Origin of the sequence: Ruegeria marisflavi (assembly GCF_025673445.1) — a bacterium.
In the GTDB taxonomy this organism is placed as follows: domain Bacteria; phylum Pseudomonadota; class Alphaproteobacteria; order Rhodobacterales; family Rhodobacteraceae; genus Ruegeria_B; species Ruegeria_B marisflavi.
Window position 1 is genome coordinate 95058 of record NZ_JAOVQN010000002.1, and the last position, 16480, is coordinate 111537.

14 protein-coding genes are annotated in these 16480 nt (G+C 65.4%); 4 read left to right on the top strand and 10 right to left on the bottom strand.

Features of this window, described 5'->3' with window-relative positions:
- Window positions 1–8 precede the first annotated feature (8 nt).
- Window positions 9–2567, top strand: a complete 2559-nt coding sequence (locus OEZ49_RS02350; protein ID WP_263386824.1) for a TIGR02302 family protein — start codon at window positions 9–11, stop codon at window positions 2565–2567.
- Between the two features lie 100 nt (window positions 2568–2667).
- On the opposite strand, the gene OEZ49_RS02355 is transcribed toward OEZ49_RS02350, so the two are convergent.
- Window positions 2668–3498 carry a zinc-ribbon domain-containing protein gene (locus OEZ49_RS02355; protein WP_263386825.1) on the bottom strand — a complete coding sequence of 277 codons (831 nt, stop codon included), beginning with the start codon at window positions 3496–3498 and terminating at the stop codon, window positions 2668–2670.
- A gap of 183 nt (window positions 3499–3681) precedes the next feature.
- Here OEZ49_RS02355 and OEZ49_RS02360 point away from each other — a divergent pair, with 183 nt between their 5' ends.
- Genes OEZ49_RS02360 through OEZ49_RS02370 form a run of 3 tightly spaced genes read left to right on the top strand, consistent with a single transcriptional unit; the run spans window position 3682 to window position 5977 of the window.
- Window positions 3682–4359 carry a cell division ATP-binding protein FtsE gene (locus OEZ49_RS02360; RefSeq protein ID WP_263387070.1) on the top strand — a complete coding sequence of 226 codons (678 nt, stop codon included), beginning with the start codon at window positions 3682–3684 and terminating at the stop codon, window positions 4357–4359.
- Entirely contained in the window at window positions 4356–5255 is a 900-nt protein-coding gene (locus OEZ49_RS02365) for a cell division protein FtsX (protein WP_263386826.1), read from the top strand. The genes OEZ49_RS02360 and OEZ49_RS02365 overlap by 4 nt, the downstream gene beginning before the upstream one ends.
- Complete coding sequence (locus OEZ49_RS02370) at window positions 5255–5977, top strand: lysophospholipid acyltransferase family protein (RefSeq protein WP_263386827.1); 723 nt, start codon at window positions 5255–5257, stop codon at window positions 5975–5977. The genes OEZ49_RS02365 and OEZ49_RS02370 overlap by 1 nt, the downstream gene beginning before the upstream one ends.
- Before the next feature lie 101 nt (window positions 5978–6078).
- On the opposite strand, the gene OEZ49_RS02375 is transcribed toward OEZ49_RS02370, so the two are convergent.
- The 9 genes from OEZ49_RS02375 to sucD all read right to left on the bottom strand — a co-directional run bounded on the left by OEZ49_RS02375 (window position 6079) and on the right by sucD (window position 16415).
- On the bottom strand, window positions 6079–6885 hold the full coding sequence (locus OEZ49_RS02375; RefSeq protein ID WP_263386828.1) for an arylamine N-acetyltransferase family protein: 807 nt from the start codon (window positions 6883–6885) through the stop codon (window positions 6079–6081).
- A 44-nt stretch (window positions 6886–6929) separates the two neighbouring features.
- Window positions 6930–8090 carry an adenylate/guanylate cyclase domain-containing protein gene (locus tag OEZ49_RS02380; RefSeq protein ID WP_263386829.1) on the bottom strand — a complete coding sequence of 387 codons (1161 nt, stop codon included), beginning with the start codon at window positions 8088–8090 and terminating at the stop codon, window positions 6930–6932.
- A gap of 160 nt (window positions 8091–8250) precedes the next feature.
- Window positions 8251–9639: a dihydrolipoyl dehydrogenase gene (lpdA, locus tag OEZ49_RS02385; RefSeq protein ID WP_263386830.1), complete on the bottom strand. Its 1389-nt coding sequence runs from the start codon at window positions 9637–9639 to the stop codon at window positions 8251–8253.
- Window positions 9640–9710: 71 nt separating this feature from the next.
- On the bottom strand, window positions 9711–9980 hold the full coding sequence (locus OEZ49_RS02390; protein ID WP_164129150.1) for a hypothetical protein: 270 nt from the start codon (window positions 9978–9980) through the stop codon (window positions 9711–9713).
- A 172-nt stretch (window positions 9981–10152) separates the two neighbouring features.
- The gene (locus tag OEZ49_RS02395) at window positions 10153–10443 is read right to left on the bottom strand and encodes a hypothetical protein (RefSeq protein ID WP_263386831.1); all 291 of its coding nucleotides are present in this window, start codon (window positions 10441–10443) and stop codon (window positions 10153–10155) included.
- Window positions 10444–10472: 29 nt separating this feature from the next.
- Entirely contained in the window at window positions 10473–11975 is a 1503-nt protein-coding gene (gene odhB / locus OEZ49_RS02400; protein ID WP_263386832.1) for a 2-oxoglutarate dehydrogenase complex dihydrolipoyllysine-residue succinyltransferase, read from the bottom strand.
- Window positions 11976–11978: 3 nt separating this feature from the next.
- Window positions 11979–14936: a 2-oxoglutarate dehydrogenase E1 component gene (locus OEZ49_RS02405; RefSeq protein WP_263386833.1), complete on the bottom strand. Its 2958-nt coding sequence runs from the start codon at window positions 14934–14936 to the stop codon at window positions 11979–11981.
- Window positions 14933–15481, bottom strand: a complete 549-nt coding sequence (locus tag OEZ49_RS02410) for a DUF805 domain-containing protein (protein WP_263386834.1) — start codon at window positions 15479–15481, stop codon at window positions 14933–14935. Before OEZ49_RS02410 ends, OEZ49_RS02405 begins: the two co-directional genes overlap by 4 nt.
- A gap of 49 nt (window positions 15482–15530) precedes the next feature.
- Window positions 15531–16415: a succinate--CoA ligase subunit alpha gene (gene sucD, locus OEZ49_RS02415; protein ID WP_164129146.1), complete on the bottom strand. Its 885-nt coding sequence runs from the start codon at window positions 16413–16415 to the stop codon at window positions 15531–15533.
- Window positions 16416–16480: the final 65 nt, after the last annotated feature.

Genomic DNA, 16480 nt, shown 5'->3' on the forward strand with positions numbered 1-16480 from the left:
GGCCCGTTTTGAAACGCAACCAGAGCCAGATCCTGCCCTTGCGCCGCCTCGTGCTGACGGCGACAAGCGCGGGCATGATCGCCGAGCGTCTGTTGCGCGCGTTCTGGCCGCTGTTCTCTCTCCTGATGCTGGGGCTGTCGGTGCTGATGCTGGGGCTTCAGGACATGGTCCCGGTCGAATGGACATGGGCGGGCGCGGGCAGTTTGGGTCTTGGCCTGCTGTGGGCGCTGGTCCGGGGCGCGCGGCGGATGCATTGGCCCGACCGGGCCGAGGTGCTGGCGCGGCTTGACGCGACCCTGCCTGGGCGGCCGGTGCAGGCCCTGCTGGATCATCAAGCGATCGGGGCGGGGGATGCCGCGTCGGTCGGGCTGTGGCGGGCGCATCAGGCACGGATGGCGGCGCGGGTGGCCGGGGCGCGGGCGGTGCCGCCCGATCTGGCCCTGCGGTCGCGCGATCCGCTGGGGCTCCGTTACATGGCGGTTCTGTGCCTGGCGGTTGCGGTGGTCTTTGGTTCGGTCCGGCAGGTAAGCTCGGTTGCGGGGCTTGCCCCCGGAGCAGCCGCCGCAGCGGCCGGGCCCAGCTGGGAAGGCTGGATCGAGCCGCCGCGGTATACCGGGTTGCCGACACTGTACCTGAACGATCAGGTGGCGGATGCGCTGGAGGTGCCGCAGGGCACGCGGATCGTTTTGCGGTTCTATGGCGAGCCGGGGCAGCTGAGCCTGGCCGAGACGCTGTCGGACACGCCCTTGGCGCAGCCCGAGAACCCGGAACAGTCGCTGACGGTGGTCCGCAGCGGCACGCTGGAGATCGAGGGGCCGGGAGGTCGCGGATGGCAGGTTGCGATGCAACCGGACCAGCCGCCCGTGGTCGAGATCGCGGGTGAAGCCGAAAGCGGCGCGGGCGGTCAGATGGTCATGCCCTATGCCGCCGCCGACGACTATGGCGTGACGGGCGGGGAGGCGCGGATCACGCTGGACCTGGCGGCGGTCGACCGGCGTCATGGACTGCGCGTGGCGCCTGAGCCGCGCGAGGCGGTCACGATCGATCTGCCTTTGCCGATCTCGGGCGACCGACGCGATTTCACCGAGAACCTGGTCGAGGATTTCTCGCAACACCCCTGGGCGCATCTGCCGGTGACGATTACGCTGGTGGCACAGGATGCCGCCGGGCAGGAGGCCGAGACTATACCCTATGGCGTGGCGCTGCCGGCGCGGCGGTTCTTTGACCCGCTGGCGGCGGCGGTGATCGAGATGCGTCGCGACCTGCTCTGGTCACGCGAGAACGCGGCAAGGGTGGCACTGATCCTGCGGGCGGTTTCGCACCGGCCCGAGGAAGTATTCAAGTCCGAAACCGCCTATCTGCGGCTGCGGGTGATCCTGCGGCGGCTGGAGGCGCTGAACCGCTACGGCTTGCAGGTTTCGCAGCAGGAAGAGATCGCGCAGGCGCTGTGGGATCTGGCGCTGCTTCTGGAGGATGGCACGCTGAGCGACGCGCTGGAGCGGATGCGCCAGGCGCAGGAACGGCTGAGCGAGGCGATGAAGAACGGCGCCAGCGATCAGGAGATCGCCGAGCTGATGCAGGAGCTGCGCGAAGCGACCGAGGATTACCTGCAACAGCTGATGCAGCAGGCGCAGCGCGATGGCGACAGCCAGGAGCGGGATGGCCAGCAGGGCCAGGACCAGCAGAGCCTGCAAATGACGCAGGACGATCTGCAACGGATGATGGACCGGATTCAGGAACTGATGGAACAGGGCCGGATGGCCGAGGCGCAACAGGCGTTGCAGGAGTTCCAGCAGATGATGGAAAACATGCGCGTGACCCAGGGGCAGGGCCAGAACGGCCAGTCCGAGGGACAGCGCGCGATGGAGGGGCTGGCCGAAACGTTGCGCAACCAGCAGGGCCTGTCGGATCAGGCGTTCCGCGATTTGCAGGAACAGTTCAACCCCGGCGCGCAGGCGGGAGAGAACCAGCAGAACGAAGGCCGCAGCGGGGGGCAGGGCAGGGGCCAGAGCCATGAGGGACAGGGCCAAGCAGGGCGCGAGCCGGGCAGTGGTCAGGATGGCCAAGGTGGCCAGCCGGATCAGGGTACGCTGGCCGACCGGCAGCAGGCGCTGCGCGACGAGCTGGGCCGCCAGCAGCAGAACCTGCCGGGGCAGGGTACGCCCGAGGGCGACGCGGCGCGCGAGGCGCTGGGCCGCGCCGGCCGGGCCATGGAGGGCGCCGAAGATGCTTTGCGGCAGGACGACCTGCCCGAGGCGATCGACCGCCAGGCCGAGGCGATGGAGGCGCTGCGCGAGGGCATGCGCTCGCTGGGCGAGGCGCTGGCGCAGGAACAGCAGCCGGGGCAGGGCAGCCAGGAGGGCGACATGCGCGCCCAGAACCGCGACCCGCTGGGTCGAACGCCCGGGTCGCAGGGCGGCATCCACACCGACGAGAACCTGCTGGGCGGCGAGGATGTCTATCGCAGGGCGCGCGAGCTGCTCGATGAGATCCGCCGCCGCTCGGGCGAGAGGGAACGACCGCAGATCGAACTGGACTATCTCAAGCGTCTACTGGACCGGTTCTGACAACAGCCCAGGCTATCACTTTGAGTGAAGTACTCCCGCCGAGAGCCGAGATTCTTCGACGAAAAACCTTATGGGCGCCTACGGACAGGTCGCAGCGGTATCAAGGGCGCGGTGTAAGCGCCACCACCTGTGCATCGAGCCATAGCCGGGCCTGATCGACCAGCGCGACATAAGCGCTGATCATCGGATCGGTTTGCGGCACGCTGCGGGCGATTTGCGGGGCATTGGCATAGAGCAGGAACAACACCGCGCCAAACAGCAGCATCACGGCCAGACCCCGCTTGAACCCACCCGAGCTGCGCTTGCGCGTCCGTTTGGAGGAAACTGGCGCCGGAGCGGCCGGAACGGAGTCTGAGCCGCGCAGAGTGGAGTTGATCTCTTCGATATCGGGCAGCAGTCCGCGCCGAGATCCGGCGGCGTCAGTGTCGTCGTCCTCCGGTTCCTCACCGCGTATCCGAGCCATGCGATCCTGCGCCTCGCGAGCGCGCCGTTTGGGTTCATCGCCCGGATAGGCGTCGAGGCCCAGATCCGGTTGGCTTTCCAGGGCTTCCGCCTCTCGGGCCCGAAGTTGGGCTTCGCGCGCGGCTTCCTGGCGCAGGATATCCGAGATGTCCGGGTCAATGCCGCGTCCGGCTTTCTCGCTTGGGGCCGGTTCCGCAGGAGTCTCGTCATCCTCGTCGTCGTCATCGAACACATCCGATGGGCCGTAGTCCGGTTCGTCTTGGTATTCTGTGCCATCGTCGTTTTCGACGTTGAAGCCGGACGGAAGCGCCTCGTCCTCGCTGTCAGAGGTGTCCGGCATCGGCGTGCCGGCTGGCGGCTGGAACCATGTATGGCCGCAGTTCGAACACTGAACGTCGCGCCCTTCGGTGGGGATCACCTCGTCGGGCACTTCGTATTGTGCGTCACAGTTCGGGCATGTCAGACGCATACTGTCTCCCGGTTTTCATTCTGCCTGAGCTTGTTTTTCCCCGGATCATAGGCGGTTGAACCGATTGCGGAAAGAGCGATTTGGCGCGGAACCGGTGATGTGTCGCCTATTGGACTCAGGCGGGCATTGAAACTGCATTCCCCATCGGGCAAGAAAGGCGGTGAACCGGCAGGGGGCAGTGTTTTGATCGAGTTGGAGAATGTGGGCTACAGCTATGGTGGCGGCGAGCTTCTCGGCGATATTTCGGTCGATCTGTCGCCGGGATCATTCCATTTCCTGACCGGACCGTCGGGATCGGGCAAGACCACGCTGCTGAAGCTGTGTTACGGCGCGTTGCAGGCCACCGCCGGGCAGGTGATGGGCTTTGGCCAGGATCTGCGCAAGCTGGACCGCGACCAGATGGCGTTGTTCCGGCGCCGTATCGGTGTGGTGCATCAGGATTGCCGGTTTCTGGACCACCTGCCGCTGGCTGAGAATATTGCGCTACCGCTGACGGTATCGGGCCGCGGGCTGGCCGGACAGCAGGACAATCTGAACGAGCTGATGGCCTGGGTCGGGCTGACGAAACGGGCTGAGGCCCTGCCACCGGAACTGTCAGGCGGCGAGCGCCAGCGCGCGGCGTTGGCGCGGGCGGTGATCATGTCTCCCGATGTGGTTCTGGCGGACGAGCCCACCGGCAATGTCGACTGGGAGATGTCGCAGCGGCTGTTGCAGCTGCTGATCGAGCTGAACCGGATGGGCAAGACCATCCTTATCGCGACCCATGACCTGAGCCTGATCCGCGCCGCCAAGAGCCAGGTGCAGGCGCGGGTGTTGCGGATTTCGAACCGGCGGTTGCAACTGGCGGGGGCGGACCTGTGAGCGAGGGAACCATCCGCACATTGATCATGGTCGACAAGCAGGCCGACCGGGTGGTGCCACCGTCGGGGTTCACCGCGCAGCTGACCCTGTTCGTGTCGGGTGCGATGGCCTTTCTGGCGGTGTTTGCGCTGGCGCTGTCGCTGGCCTCGGGGCGGTTGGCGGATCGCTGGGCCTCGGAACTGGCGCGGGCGGCGACGCTGCGTATCAACGCGCCGGGCGATCAGGTCGCGGCGCAGACCAAGACGGCGCTGACCATCCTGCGCCAGACGCCGGGCGTGGCCGAGGTGCGGGCGCTGAGCCGCGAGGAGCAGGCGGCGCTGCTGGCGCCCTGGTTCGGGGCGGATCTGCCGCTGGACGCGCTGCCGGTGCCGCAGCTGATCGAGATCCGGGGGGCTGAGCCGGGATATGACGTGCAGGGCCTGCGGCTGCGGTTGGCGGCCGAGGTGCCGGGCGCGGTGCTGGACGACCATACCCGCTGGCGGGAACCGCTGGTGGATGCGGCCAATTCGCTGCGCCGCCTGGCGCTGGTGTCCATCCTGCTGATCGGTGGCGCCACGGCGGCGATGATCACGCTGGCGGCCAATGCGGCGTTGGCGGCCAATGCGCAGGTGGTCGAGGTCCTGCGGCTGGTGGGCGCGCGCGACCGTTACATCGCTGGCGCCTTTGTGCGCCGGTTCACCCTTCGCGCGCTGATTGGCGCGGCGGTGGGTATGGTGCTGGGCATGGCGGGTGTCATGCTGTTGCCCGAAGCCTCGGACGAGGGCGGGTTTCTGACCGGGCTCGGGTTCCAGGGGCTGGGCTGGCTCTTGCCGCTGGTCATTCCGGTGCTGGGCGCGGGGGTGGCCTTTGCCGCCACCTGGGCCGCGGCGCGGCGCACGTTGAAGGAGCTGAGCTGATGGTGCAATGGCTGCGTTCGCTGGTCTTTGTTGTCCTGATCTATCTGTGGATGGCGGTGCTGGGCCTGGTGTTCACCCCTTATGCGCTGGTATCCAAGCGCGGGGCGCTGAAGGCCTGCAAGCTTTATGCCCGGTCGACCATCTGGCTGGCGCGCTGGATGGTGGGCATTCGGGGCGAGGTACGGGGACCGGTACCCACGGGCGAGGTGGTGATCGCGGCCAAGCACCAGTCGTTCCTGGACATCCTGCTGATCTTTGACGCGGTGCCGCATGCCAAGTTCATCATGAAGCGCGAGCTGTTGTGGACACCGATCATCGGGGTCTATGCCAAGCGGCTGGGTTGTATCCCGGTCGATCGCGGCAAGCGCGGCGCGGCGGTGGCCAAGATGGTCAAGGATGTCGCCAAGGAGTTTTCCGAACCTGGCCAGCTGGTGATCTATCCGCAGGGGACGCGGGTGGCGCCGGGAGTCTACAAACCTTACAAGGTGGGCAGCGCGGTTCTGTACGAAGGGTTGCAATATCCCTGCGTGCCGGCGGCGACGAATGTGGGCCTGTTCTGGCCCCGCAAGGGAATCCGGCGCAAGCCGGGACTGGCAGTGGTGGAATTCCTGGAACCGATCCCGCCGGGCATCGCGCGGGGCGAATTCATGGCGCGGCTGGAAGAGGCGGTAGAGCAGCGGTCCAATGCGCTGATGGAAGAGGCCGGACGGGCGGCCGGCTGAGTCGGATCGCGTGGCGACCGGAGGCAGGGGGCGCTGCCCCCTCTTGGCCTGCGGCCAATTCACCCCCGGAGTGTTTTCGACCAGAAAGAAGCTGCATTGGGTCAGGTGGCGCCGAGGCGGTCCCAGAGTGCCGTGAGCGTGGCCGGGTCGAGGTGCAGCCCGAGATCGCGGGTCAGCAGGGTGGTGAGATCCGCGCGGTCGGTGATTTCGCGCCTGTCGAGCCTGCCGTCGCTGTCGCGGGTGCGCATCCGGTTGAAGGCGCCGATGCGGGTTGCGCCATCGAAGCCCGAGAGCAACAGGTTGTTGCGAAACGGCATTTTTTCCCAGGTGGCGCACAGGTGATTGGCGGCCTCGATATCGGCGTCGCTGACATGGGCCTCGTCAAAGCCGTAGAGGATGAAGGGACCTTCGGGTGTGTCGCGTTGCAGCAGGCGCTCGCCGGTAACGGGATCGGTGCGGAAGCGGTAGGTGCCGTTCGGTGCGCTCTGCGCTGCGTCGGTGTCGATCAGCAGCGGAACAAGCGGGCCGGGGCCGCCGAAGCCCGCGTCGGCGAGGTAGCGGCGCCCGTCGAGCGTGACCATCAGCGCCACATGGCTGCGCGGCCCGGCGGTGGGCCTGCCGTTGCGGACCCGGGCTAGCAGGCGGCGGGTTTCGAAGCCGCAGGCCCGGAGTGCCGTGCCGAAGAGTGCGTTCTGCTCGAAACAGTAGCCGCCGCGCCCGGCGTGCAAAAGCTTGGCCGCCAGCGCCCGTGGCGCGAGGTCGGGGGTGCGGCCCAGAAACGGGTCGATGTTCTCGAAGGGAATGCCGCGCAGCTGCGCCTGCTGGAGCTGGTGCAGCCCGGCGGCGGTGACGGGAACGGGGGCGAGACGGATGCGGCTCAGGTAGGCGGGCAGGTCGAAATCAGTCATGGCGGGCACCTCGGGCCGGACGATGCGGCGCGGCGGCGGAACCGTCAATCCAGGACGTGGAATTCGACCGGTTTGTCGAAACCGGCTACCTCGCAGGTGAAGGGGGTGCCGGTGAGGCCGATGGCGATGGTCCGGAACTGCGCCGAGCACAGCGTTCTGGCGTCACGCGACGAGGCCTCGTGCAGCATGCGGGCGCAGAGGTTCACCGCCGGGCCGATGGCGGTGAAGTCGAGCCGGTTGCGGCTGCCGACATTGCCGAAGAACACATCGCCCATGTGAAGCGCCGCGCGAAAGGCGATCTGCGACGGGCCGGTTTGTTCCGCAAGCGTTTCCCGGGCCTCGGTGACGGCGGCCATCGCGCTTTGGGCGGCGGCCTCTTGCGCGGTGAGGTCGTCGGGCGTGGGAAAGATCACCAGCACCCCGTCGCCGAGAAACTTGAGGATCTCGCCATTGTTGCGGGTCACGGCGGTGTCGATCACATCGAAGAAGCGATTGAGCACTTGCAGCACCTCGGCCGAGGCGGTGCGGTTCGACAGCGCGGTGAAGCCCTTGATATCGGCAAAGAGAATGACGGCGGAAATGGTCTCGCCATCGCCGCGGACGATCTGGCCGCTCAGCACCTTGCGACTGGTGGCGTCGCCGACATAGGTGGCGAGCGTGATCTGCTTGTCGAACCGTTCGGTGAAGAACTCCTTCATCCGGGCCAGCGGCGCCTGAACCCGGCGCAGGGCGGTAATGTCTTCTTGGCTGAACCCTTTGGCGGTCCGGGTGGCAAACTCGATGCAGCCGGAGATCGTGCCGTCAAAGTTGATGAGCGGCAACACCAGGATGTCGGTATAGCCCGAGGCCCGGAACGCGGCGGCATAGGCGGTATCGGTCCCGGGGTCCTGGCGCGCGAGTTCGAAGCGCATGGAGCGCCCGGTCGCGATGGTGCGCGAGATCGGGGTCGCGGCGAAATCGCTGCTTTCGAAATAGGCGTGGCGGAAGGTGACCCGGCGCACGCCGTTCCGTGCGGTCCAGCGGATCTGGATGCCACGGATATCGGGGTGGATGAACAGGCCGTTGACGATCAACACGTCAAGCGGCAGACCGGCCGCGCGCAGACGGGCGGCGCTTTCCTCGACAACGGCCTCGATGGGCTTGGGCGGTTGTGCGCCGGCCATCAGCCAGCTTGAAAAGGCGGCGAGCTTGACCTGATCGACCATGACACCCCTTTCCCCTGAGCGGTTCGATCATCCGGTTCGGATCGGGGCATCATGCCTGAAAGTGTCGAAAACTCAAAACCCGTCCGCGCGTGCGGCTCTATGCGGCCATTTCCGGGGCAGGAGCGCGGGGCGGCGGTGGGCGCCGCCCCACTCTTGCGGATCACGAATGGATCGGACCGTCGCCACAGGCAAGCGCTGCCTCGCGCACCGCCTCGGAATAGGTCGGGTGCGCGTGGCAGGTGAGCGCCAGATCCTCGGCCGAAGCGCCGAATTCCATCGCGACGCAGACCTCGTGGATCAGCTCTCCCGCTGCCGGGCCGATGATATGGGCGCCGAGGATGCGGTCGGTGTCCTTGTCGGCGAGGATCTTGACGAAGCCTTCGCCCGCGAAATTGGCCTTGGCGCGGCCATTGCCCATGAACATGAACTTGCCGACCTTGTAGGCGCGGCCCTCGGCCTTGAGGCTTTCCTCGGTGGCGCCGACATTGGCGACCTCGGGCGTTGTGTAGATCACGCCGGGGATGACGCCATAGTTGACATGGCCATGCTTGCCCGCGACCTGTTCGGCGGCGGCCATGCCCTCGTCCTCGGCCTTGTGGGCGAGCATCGGGCCTTCGATCACGTCGCCGATGGCGTAGATGCCGGGCACGTTGGTCTCCCAGTCCTTACCGACCTTGATCTGGCCGCGCTGGGTCATCTCTATGCCCAGCTTGTCGAGGCCCAGACCGGTGGTATAGGGTTTGCGCCCGGTGGCAACCAGCACGGTATCGGCTTCGATCTCGTGCTCGGTGTCCTTCTTCATCAGCTTGTAGGTGACCTTGGCCTTGCCCCTGGCCAATTCGGTCTTTTGCACCGCGGCGCCCATGACAAAGTTCAGGCCCTGCTTTTTCAGGATGCGCTGGAAGGTCTTTTGCACTTCGCCGTCCATGCCGGGGGTGATCACGTCGAGGAATTCGACCACGGTCACCTCGGCACCCAGGCGGGCATAGACAGAGCCCAGTTCCAGTCCGATGACACCGGCGCCGATCACCACCATGGATTTCGGGATCTTGCCCAGTTCCAGCGCGCCGGTGGAGGTCACGACGGTTTTCTCATCCACCTCGACACCCGGCAGCGAGGCGGGCTCGGACCCGGAGGCGATGATGATGTTCCTGGCCTCGTGGGTGTCGTCGCCCACTTGCACCTTGCCCGCGGCGGGGATGGTGGCCCAGCCCTTGATCCAGTCGATCTTGTTCTTCTTGAACAGGAATTCGATGCCCTTGGTGTTGCCCTCGATCACCTCGTCCTTGTAGGCGAGCATCTGTTTCCAGTCGACCGAGGGCGCCTTGCCCTTGAGGCCCATCTTGGCAAAGTTGTGCTGCGCCTCGTGCAGGCTGTGAGAGGCATGCAGCAGCGCCTTGGAGGGGATACAACCCACGTTCAGGCAGGTGCCGCCCAGGGTTTCGCGGCCTTCGACCACGGCGGTTTTCAGGCCCAGCTGGGCGCAGCGGATGGCGCAGACATAGCCGCCGGGGCCGGCGCCGATTACGATAACGTCATAACTAGCCATTTTATCTCTCCTTCGTGTGCGCCGGGCGGGCTGTTGCGGCCCGGTGCCTGAAATGTCGTGCCGTCGCCGGATCAGACCGGTGTCAGCAGTTTCACCGTGATATGGGCGATGCCGCCGCGTTCGTGATGCATGGCCAGTTCCTCGCTGTCGAAGAAGGCCTTGGCCGAGGCGAGGTTGGTGATCTCGAACAGGGCCACGGCATGGTCGGCGCGTTCGGGGTCGCGCCAGACGTGCAGGTCGCGGATGCCCGCGGCCTTGCGCATTGCGCGATCCTCGCGGAATACCTTGAGCCAGGAGTCGAAATCGGCCACGTCGGCCTGCCAGAGGGCATGGGTTGCCATAGCTACTTTACCAAACGCGTAGCGCACATAGAGAAGCAACCAGAGTTCTCTTCATGTACATAGGAGTTCGTCTTGTGGTCCATTTCCCTACTCTGTTTCCTTGGCTTTCTTGTCCTTTTTGGCTGCCGGAGCCTTCGCGAGGTATACGCAGTTTCAACGCGGCTGCCTTGGTTCACTTCGGCTTTCGTTCTTGAAATGCCTTTTCCAAACTCGACCTCAATCGCTCTCTTTCGTCTACCTCGGCTTCGCTGGCGCGCTGTTTGGAAGAGTGCCAAATCGCAAACCACAAAAGGACGAAAAGAGAAACCAATCCAAGCAGCAGATAGGGCCAAGCTACAGCAACCATCTCGAAGGCTGCTGCCACCAGCACAAATGCCCCCAAAGCGGCAAGCCATCCCAGTGGACTAAACGCAAGACCCACGCAAACGAGTGCAAATGCGAAAAGGACTTGTTCTAGTTCCACTGGTCCGTCACTCCACTCCGCTACCCGGATCACAGATCCATCAGCAAGCGGCGGGGATCCTCCAGCGCCTCTTTCACGCGCACCAGGAAGGTCACGGCGCCCTTGCCGTCGACGATGCGGTGATCGTAGCTGAGCGCCAGGTACATCATCGGGCGGATCTTGATCTCGCCGTTGATGACCATCGGGCGGTCCTGGATCTTGTGCATGCCGAGGATGCCCGACTGCGGGGGGTTCAGGATCGGCGAGGACATCAGCGAGCCGTAGACGCCGCCGTTCGAGATGGTGAAGGTGCCGCCCTGCATCTCGGCCATGGAGAGCTTGCCTTCGCGGGCGCGCTTGCCCTTTTCGGCGATGGCTTTTTCGATCTCGGCAAAGGACATCTGGTCTGCGTCGCGGATGACCGGCACCACCAGCCCCTGCGGCGTGCCGGCGGCGACGCCCATGTGGACATAGTTCTTGTAGACGATGTCCTGGCCGTCGATCTCGGCGTTGACCTCGGGTACCTCTTTCAGCGCGTGGCAGCAGGCCTTGGTGAAGAAGGACATGAAGCCCATGCGCACGCCGTGCTTCTTCTCGAACGCGTCCTTGTAGGTGTTGCGCAGCGCCATCACCTCGGTCATGTCCACCTCGTTATAGGTGGTCAGGATCGCGGCGGTGTTCTGGGCGTCCTTCAGGCGCCGGGCGATGGTCTGGCGCAGGCGGGTCATGCGGACGCGTTCCTCGCGGGCGGCATCCTCGGCCAGGGTGGGGGCGCGGGGGGCTGCGGCAGCAGGTGCCGGTGCGGCAGGCGCGGTGGCAGCGGGTGCTGCTGCGGCGGCGGCCACGGCGGCGGCGACGTCCTCTTTCATGATGCGGCCGTCGCGGCCGGTGCCGGTGACCTGGGCCGGGCTGATCCCGGCCTCGGCCATCGCCTTTTCAGCCGAGGGTGCATTGGCCACGTCCTTGGAGGCGGCCAGCGACGGGGTGACGGCGGCCGCAGGCGCCGCAGGCGCGGGAGAGGCGCCCGAGGCGCTGCCCGAGATCACCGCCAGTTTCGCGGCGGCATTCACGGTGGCACCTTCGGGTGCCACGATTTCGGCCAGAACACCGGCAGCGGGTGCGGGGACCTCGACCGAGACCTTGTCGGTTTCCAGCTCGCACAGCATCTCGTCCTGCGCGACGGTATCGCCCACCTTCTTGAACCAGGTCGAGACAGTGGCCTCGGTCACTGATTCACCCAAAGTGGGCACCATCACGTCGACCGACCCGCCGGAGGCGGCGGGGGCGGCGGCAGGGGTCGCAGCGGCGGCGCCTTCGCCCGCGGTGATTGTGGCCAGCAGGGCGTTGACGCCGACGGTCTCGCCTTCCTTGGCCACGATCTCGCCCATCACGCCAGCGGCGGGGGCCGGGACCTCGACGGTCACCTTGTCGGTTTCCAGCTCGCAGAGCATCTCGTCCACGGCCACGGCATCACCGGGTTTCTTGAACCAGGTGGCCACGGTGGCCTCGGTCACGGATTCGCCAAGCGTGGGGACACGAACTTCGATCGTCATCGGTTATTTTCCTTCGATGCTCAGCGCTTCGTTCACGAGCGCCTCTTGTTGGGCTTTGTGTTGGCTGGCCAGACCGGTGGCAGGCGAGGCCGAGGTGGCACGGCCCACATAGGTCGGGCGGGAGTGCTTGGCGCCGATACGGGTCAGCACCCATTCGATATTGGGCTCGATGAAGGACCAGGCGCCCTGGTTCTTGGGCTCTTCCTGGCACCAGACCATCTCGGCCCCCTTGAACCGCTCCAGCTCGGCGATCAGCGAGTGGGCGGGGAACGGATAGTACTGCTCGATCCGGAGCAGGTAGACATCGTCGATGCCGCGCGCGTCGCGCTCTTCGAGCAGGTCGTAATAGACCTTGCCCGAGCACATGACGACGCGCTTGATCTTGTCATCGGCGACCAGCTTGGTGTCCGAGTTGCCCTTTTCCGCGTCATCCCACAGCACCCGGTGGAAGCTGGAGCCGGTGGTGAAATCCTCGGCCGTGCTGATCGCCAGCTTGTGCCGCAGGAGTGACTTGGGCGTGAACATGATCAGCGGTTTGCGGAAGGTGCGGTGGATCTGCCGGCGCAGGATGTGGAAGTAGTTGGCCGGGGTGGTGCAGTTGGCCACGATCCAGTTGTCCTGGCCGCACATTTGCAGGAAGCGTTCCAGGCGGGCGGAACTGTGCTCGGGGCCCTGGCCCTCGAACCCGTGGGGCAGCAGCACCACGAGGCCGGACATGCGCAGCCATTTGCTTTCGCCCGAGCTGATGAACTGGTCGAACATGATCTGGGCGCCGTTGGCGAAGTCGCCGAACTGTGCCTCCCACAGCGTCAGCGCGTTGGGTTCGGCGAGGCTGTAGCCATATTCGAAACCCAGCACCGCGTATTCGCTGAGCATCGAGTCGATGACCTCGTATTGCGCCTGACCGTTGCGGATGTTGTTGAGCGGGTAGTAGCGCTCTTCGGTTTCCTGGTTGATCAAGCCGGAATGGCGCTGGCTGAAGGTGCCGCGCGTGGCGTCCTGGCCCGCCAGGCGGACCGGATAACCCTCGGTCAGGAGCGAGCCATAGGCCAGCGCCTCGCCCGTGGCCCAGTCAAAGCCCTTGCCGGTGTCGAACATTGCCTTCTTGGTGTCGAGCAGGCGTTCGACCGTCTTGTGCATGGCGAAGCCGTCGGGCGCGCGGGTCAGGGCGTTGCCGACCTCGGCCAGGGTTTCCGGCGAGATCGAGGTTTCGCCGCGCACGTATTCCTCTTTGTTCTTGTCCAGATGCGACCAGCGCCCATCTAGCCAGTCGGCTTTGTTGGGCTTGTAATCCTTGCCGGCTTCGAACTCTTCGTTCAGATGCGCCTGGAAGGCAGCCTTCATGTCCTCGATCTCGCCCTCGGGGATCAGCCCGTCGCGGACCAGACGCTCGGTGTAGAGGCTGAGCGTGGTCTTGTGGGTCTTGATCCGCTTGTACATGATCGGGTTGGTGAACATGGGCTCGTCGCCCTCGTTATGGCCGAACCGGCGATAGCAGAAGATGTCGATCACCACATCCTTGCGGAACTTTTGCCGGAACTCGGTGGCAACCTTGGCGGCATGAACCACCGCCTCGGGGTCGTCGCCGTTGACGTGGAAGATCGGTGCCTCGACCATCAGGGCGATATCGGTGGGATAGGGGCTGGAACGGCTGAAATGCGGCGCGGTGGTAAAGCCGATCTGGTTGTTCACCACGATATGCATGGTGCCGCCGGTGCGATGGCCGCGGATGCCGGAAAGCTGGAAGCATTCCGCCACCACGCCTTGACCGGCAAAGGCGGCGTCGCCATGCAGCAGCACCGGCATGACCGAGGTGCGGTCCTTGTCGCCGAACTGGTCCTGCTTGGCGCGGGCCTTGCCCAAAACCACGGGATTGACCGCCTCGAGATGCGAGGGGTTGGCGGTGAGGCTGAGGTGAACCGTGTTGCCGTCGAACGCGCGGTCCGAGGAGGCGCCGAGGTGGTATTTCACGTCGCCCGAGCCGTCGACATCCTCGGGCTTGAAGCTGCCGCCCTGGAATTCGTTGAAGATCGCGCGATAGGGCTTGCCCATCACGTTGGCCAGGATGTTCAGGCGGCCGCGGTGCGGCATGCCGATGACGATCTCGCGGACCCCCAGCGCGCCGCCGCGCTTGATGATCTGTTCCATCGCGGGGATCAGCGCCTCGCCGCCGTCGAGGCCAAAGCGCTTGGTGCCCATGTATTTGACATGCAGGAACTTCTCGAAACCCTCGGCCTCGACCATCTTGTTCAGGATGGCCTTGCGCCCTTCGCGGGTGAAGGAGATCTCCTTGCCGTAGCCTTCGATCCGTTCCTTCAGCCAGGCGGCCTCTTCGGGGTCCGAGATATGCATGTATTGCAGCGCGAAGGTGCCGCAATAGGTGCGTTTGACGATGTCGATGATCTGCCGCATCGAGGCATGGGTCAGGCCCAGCACGTTGTCGATGAAGATCGGCCGGTCCAGATCGGCATCCGAGAACCCGTAGGTGCGCGGGTCAAGCTCGGGGTGCGGGGTGCCCGCGCGCATGCCCAGCGGGTCGAGGTCGGCCACGAGATGGCCCCGGATGCGATAGGCGCGGATGATCATCAGGGCGCGGATCGAATCCAGCACGGCGCGCTTGACCTGCTCTTCGCTGATCTCGACGCCCGCGGTGGCGGCCTTTTCCTTGATCTTCTTGCCGGCAGCCTTGCCATCAACCTCGGCCCATTGGCCTGTCAGCGCACCGGTCAGGTCGTCGGCGGGCATCGGCGGCCAGTCGGCGCGCGCCCAGCTGGGGCCGTCGGCCTCTTTCTTTACATCGGTGTCCGCGTCGCCCATGGCGCGGAAAAATTCGGCCCAGGCGGCATCGACCGACGCGGGGTCGTTGGCGTATCGGGCATAGAGCTGTTCGAGGTATTCCGCATTATGCCCCTGCATGAAAGACGAGGCATGAAACTGGGAGTTGGGCGATTGTTCGGTCATTTTTGTACCTCATAAGGGTTGGGACCGTATTGATTGGTGCCCGGCTGGCTGGGCCGGGTCAGCCACCACAGCACCAAGAGCGGCGAGACGATAAGGACGGCGAGCGTCGGGATCAACAAAAGCAGCGTGGCGCGGGTGAAGAGGAGGTCGAGCGAGCCGCCAGCGGCGAAGCTGGAGGCAATGCCGATGCCGAAGACCAGGATCAATCCGGCGCCGATCATCAGCAAAATGGGAAACAGCGCAAAAAGCCCGCTGCGGCCGGTGTCGTGCATCCGGCGAAAGGCCACGGCCAGATGCGGCAGGAACAGGGCGAGCGAGAACAGCGCGCTGATGGGGCCGGTATTCTCGATACTGGCGCTGGCGCCGGTGTCCGAGGTTTCGACCGTGGTGGTCACGGAATCGAACAGCGCCGCGTCGAGCAGGGTTGCCACCACGTTGCCCAGCACCATGAACAGGAAAAAATACCAGTACTCCGGGCGAGAGGCCCGCCCGGAGAAGGTGAAGTATTTCGAGAAACACGTTCCTATGGATTGACCGAACGTCATGTGTCCTCCCGATTTCAATGCCGCCCCGCGTGGACGCGGGGCTGGCGGGTTACTTGCCGATGGCGGCCAGCACGGCCTCGCCCAGGGTTGCCGGGCTGTCGGCGACGACAATCCCGGCCGAGCGCATGGCTTCGATCTTGTCCTCGGCGCCGCCTTTACCGCCGGCGACGATGGCACCTGCGTGGCCCATGCGGCGGCCCGGAGGGGCGGTGCGGCCCGCGATGAAACCGGCGACCGGCTTCTTGCGGCCCTTCTTGGCCTCGTCCTTGAGGAACTGGGCGGCCTCTTCCTCGGCGCTGCCGCCGATTTCGCCGATCATGATGATGCTTTCGGTTTCATCGTCGGCCAGGAACCATTCCAGCACGTCGATATGCTCGGTCCCCTTGATCGGGTCGCCGCCGATGCCCACGGCGGTGGACTGGCCCAGACCGATATCCGAGGTCTGTTTCACCGCCTCATAGGTCAGGGTGCCCGAGCGGGACACCACGCCGACGCTGCCGCGCTTGTGGATATGGCCGGGCATGATGCCGATCTTGCAGGCGCCGGGGGTGATCACGCCGGGGCAGTTGGGGCCGATGAGGCGCGAGGACGAGCCTTCGAGGGCGCGCTTGACCTTCATCATGTCGAGCACCGGAATGCCCTCGGTGATGCAGACGATCAGCTCCATCTTGGCGTCGATCGCCTCGAGGATCGAGTCGGCGGCAAAGGGCGGCGGGACGTAGATGACGGAGGCGTTGGCCTCGGTCACGGCCTTGGCCTCGTGCACCGAGTTGAAGACGGGCAGGTTCAGGTGGGTGCTGCCGCCTTTGCCGGGGGTGACCCCGCCAACCATCTTGGTGCCATAGGCGATGGCCTGTTCCGAGTGAAAGGTACCCTGCGAGCCGGTGAAGCCCTGGCAGATGACCTTGGTATTTTCGTCGATGAGGACTGCCATCTTGGCGTTCTCCTTTGAAATCTGTCGTAGGGTGGGCAGACTTGCCCACCATTCATTGGGGGATG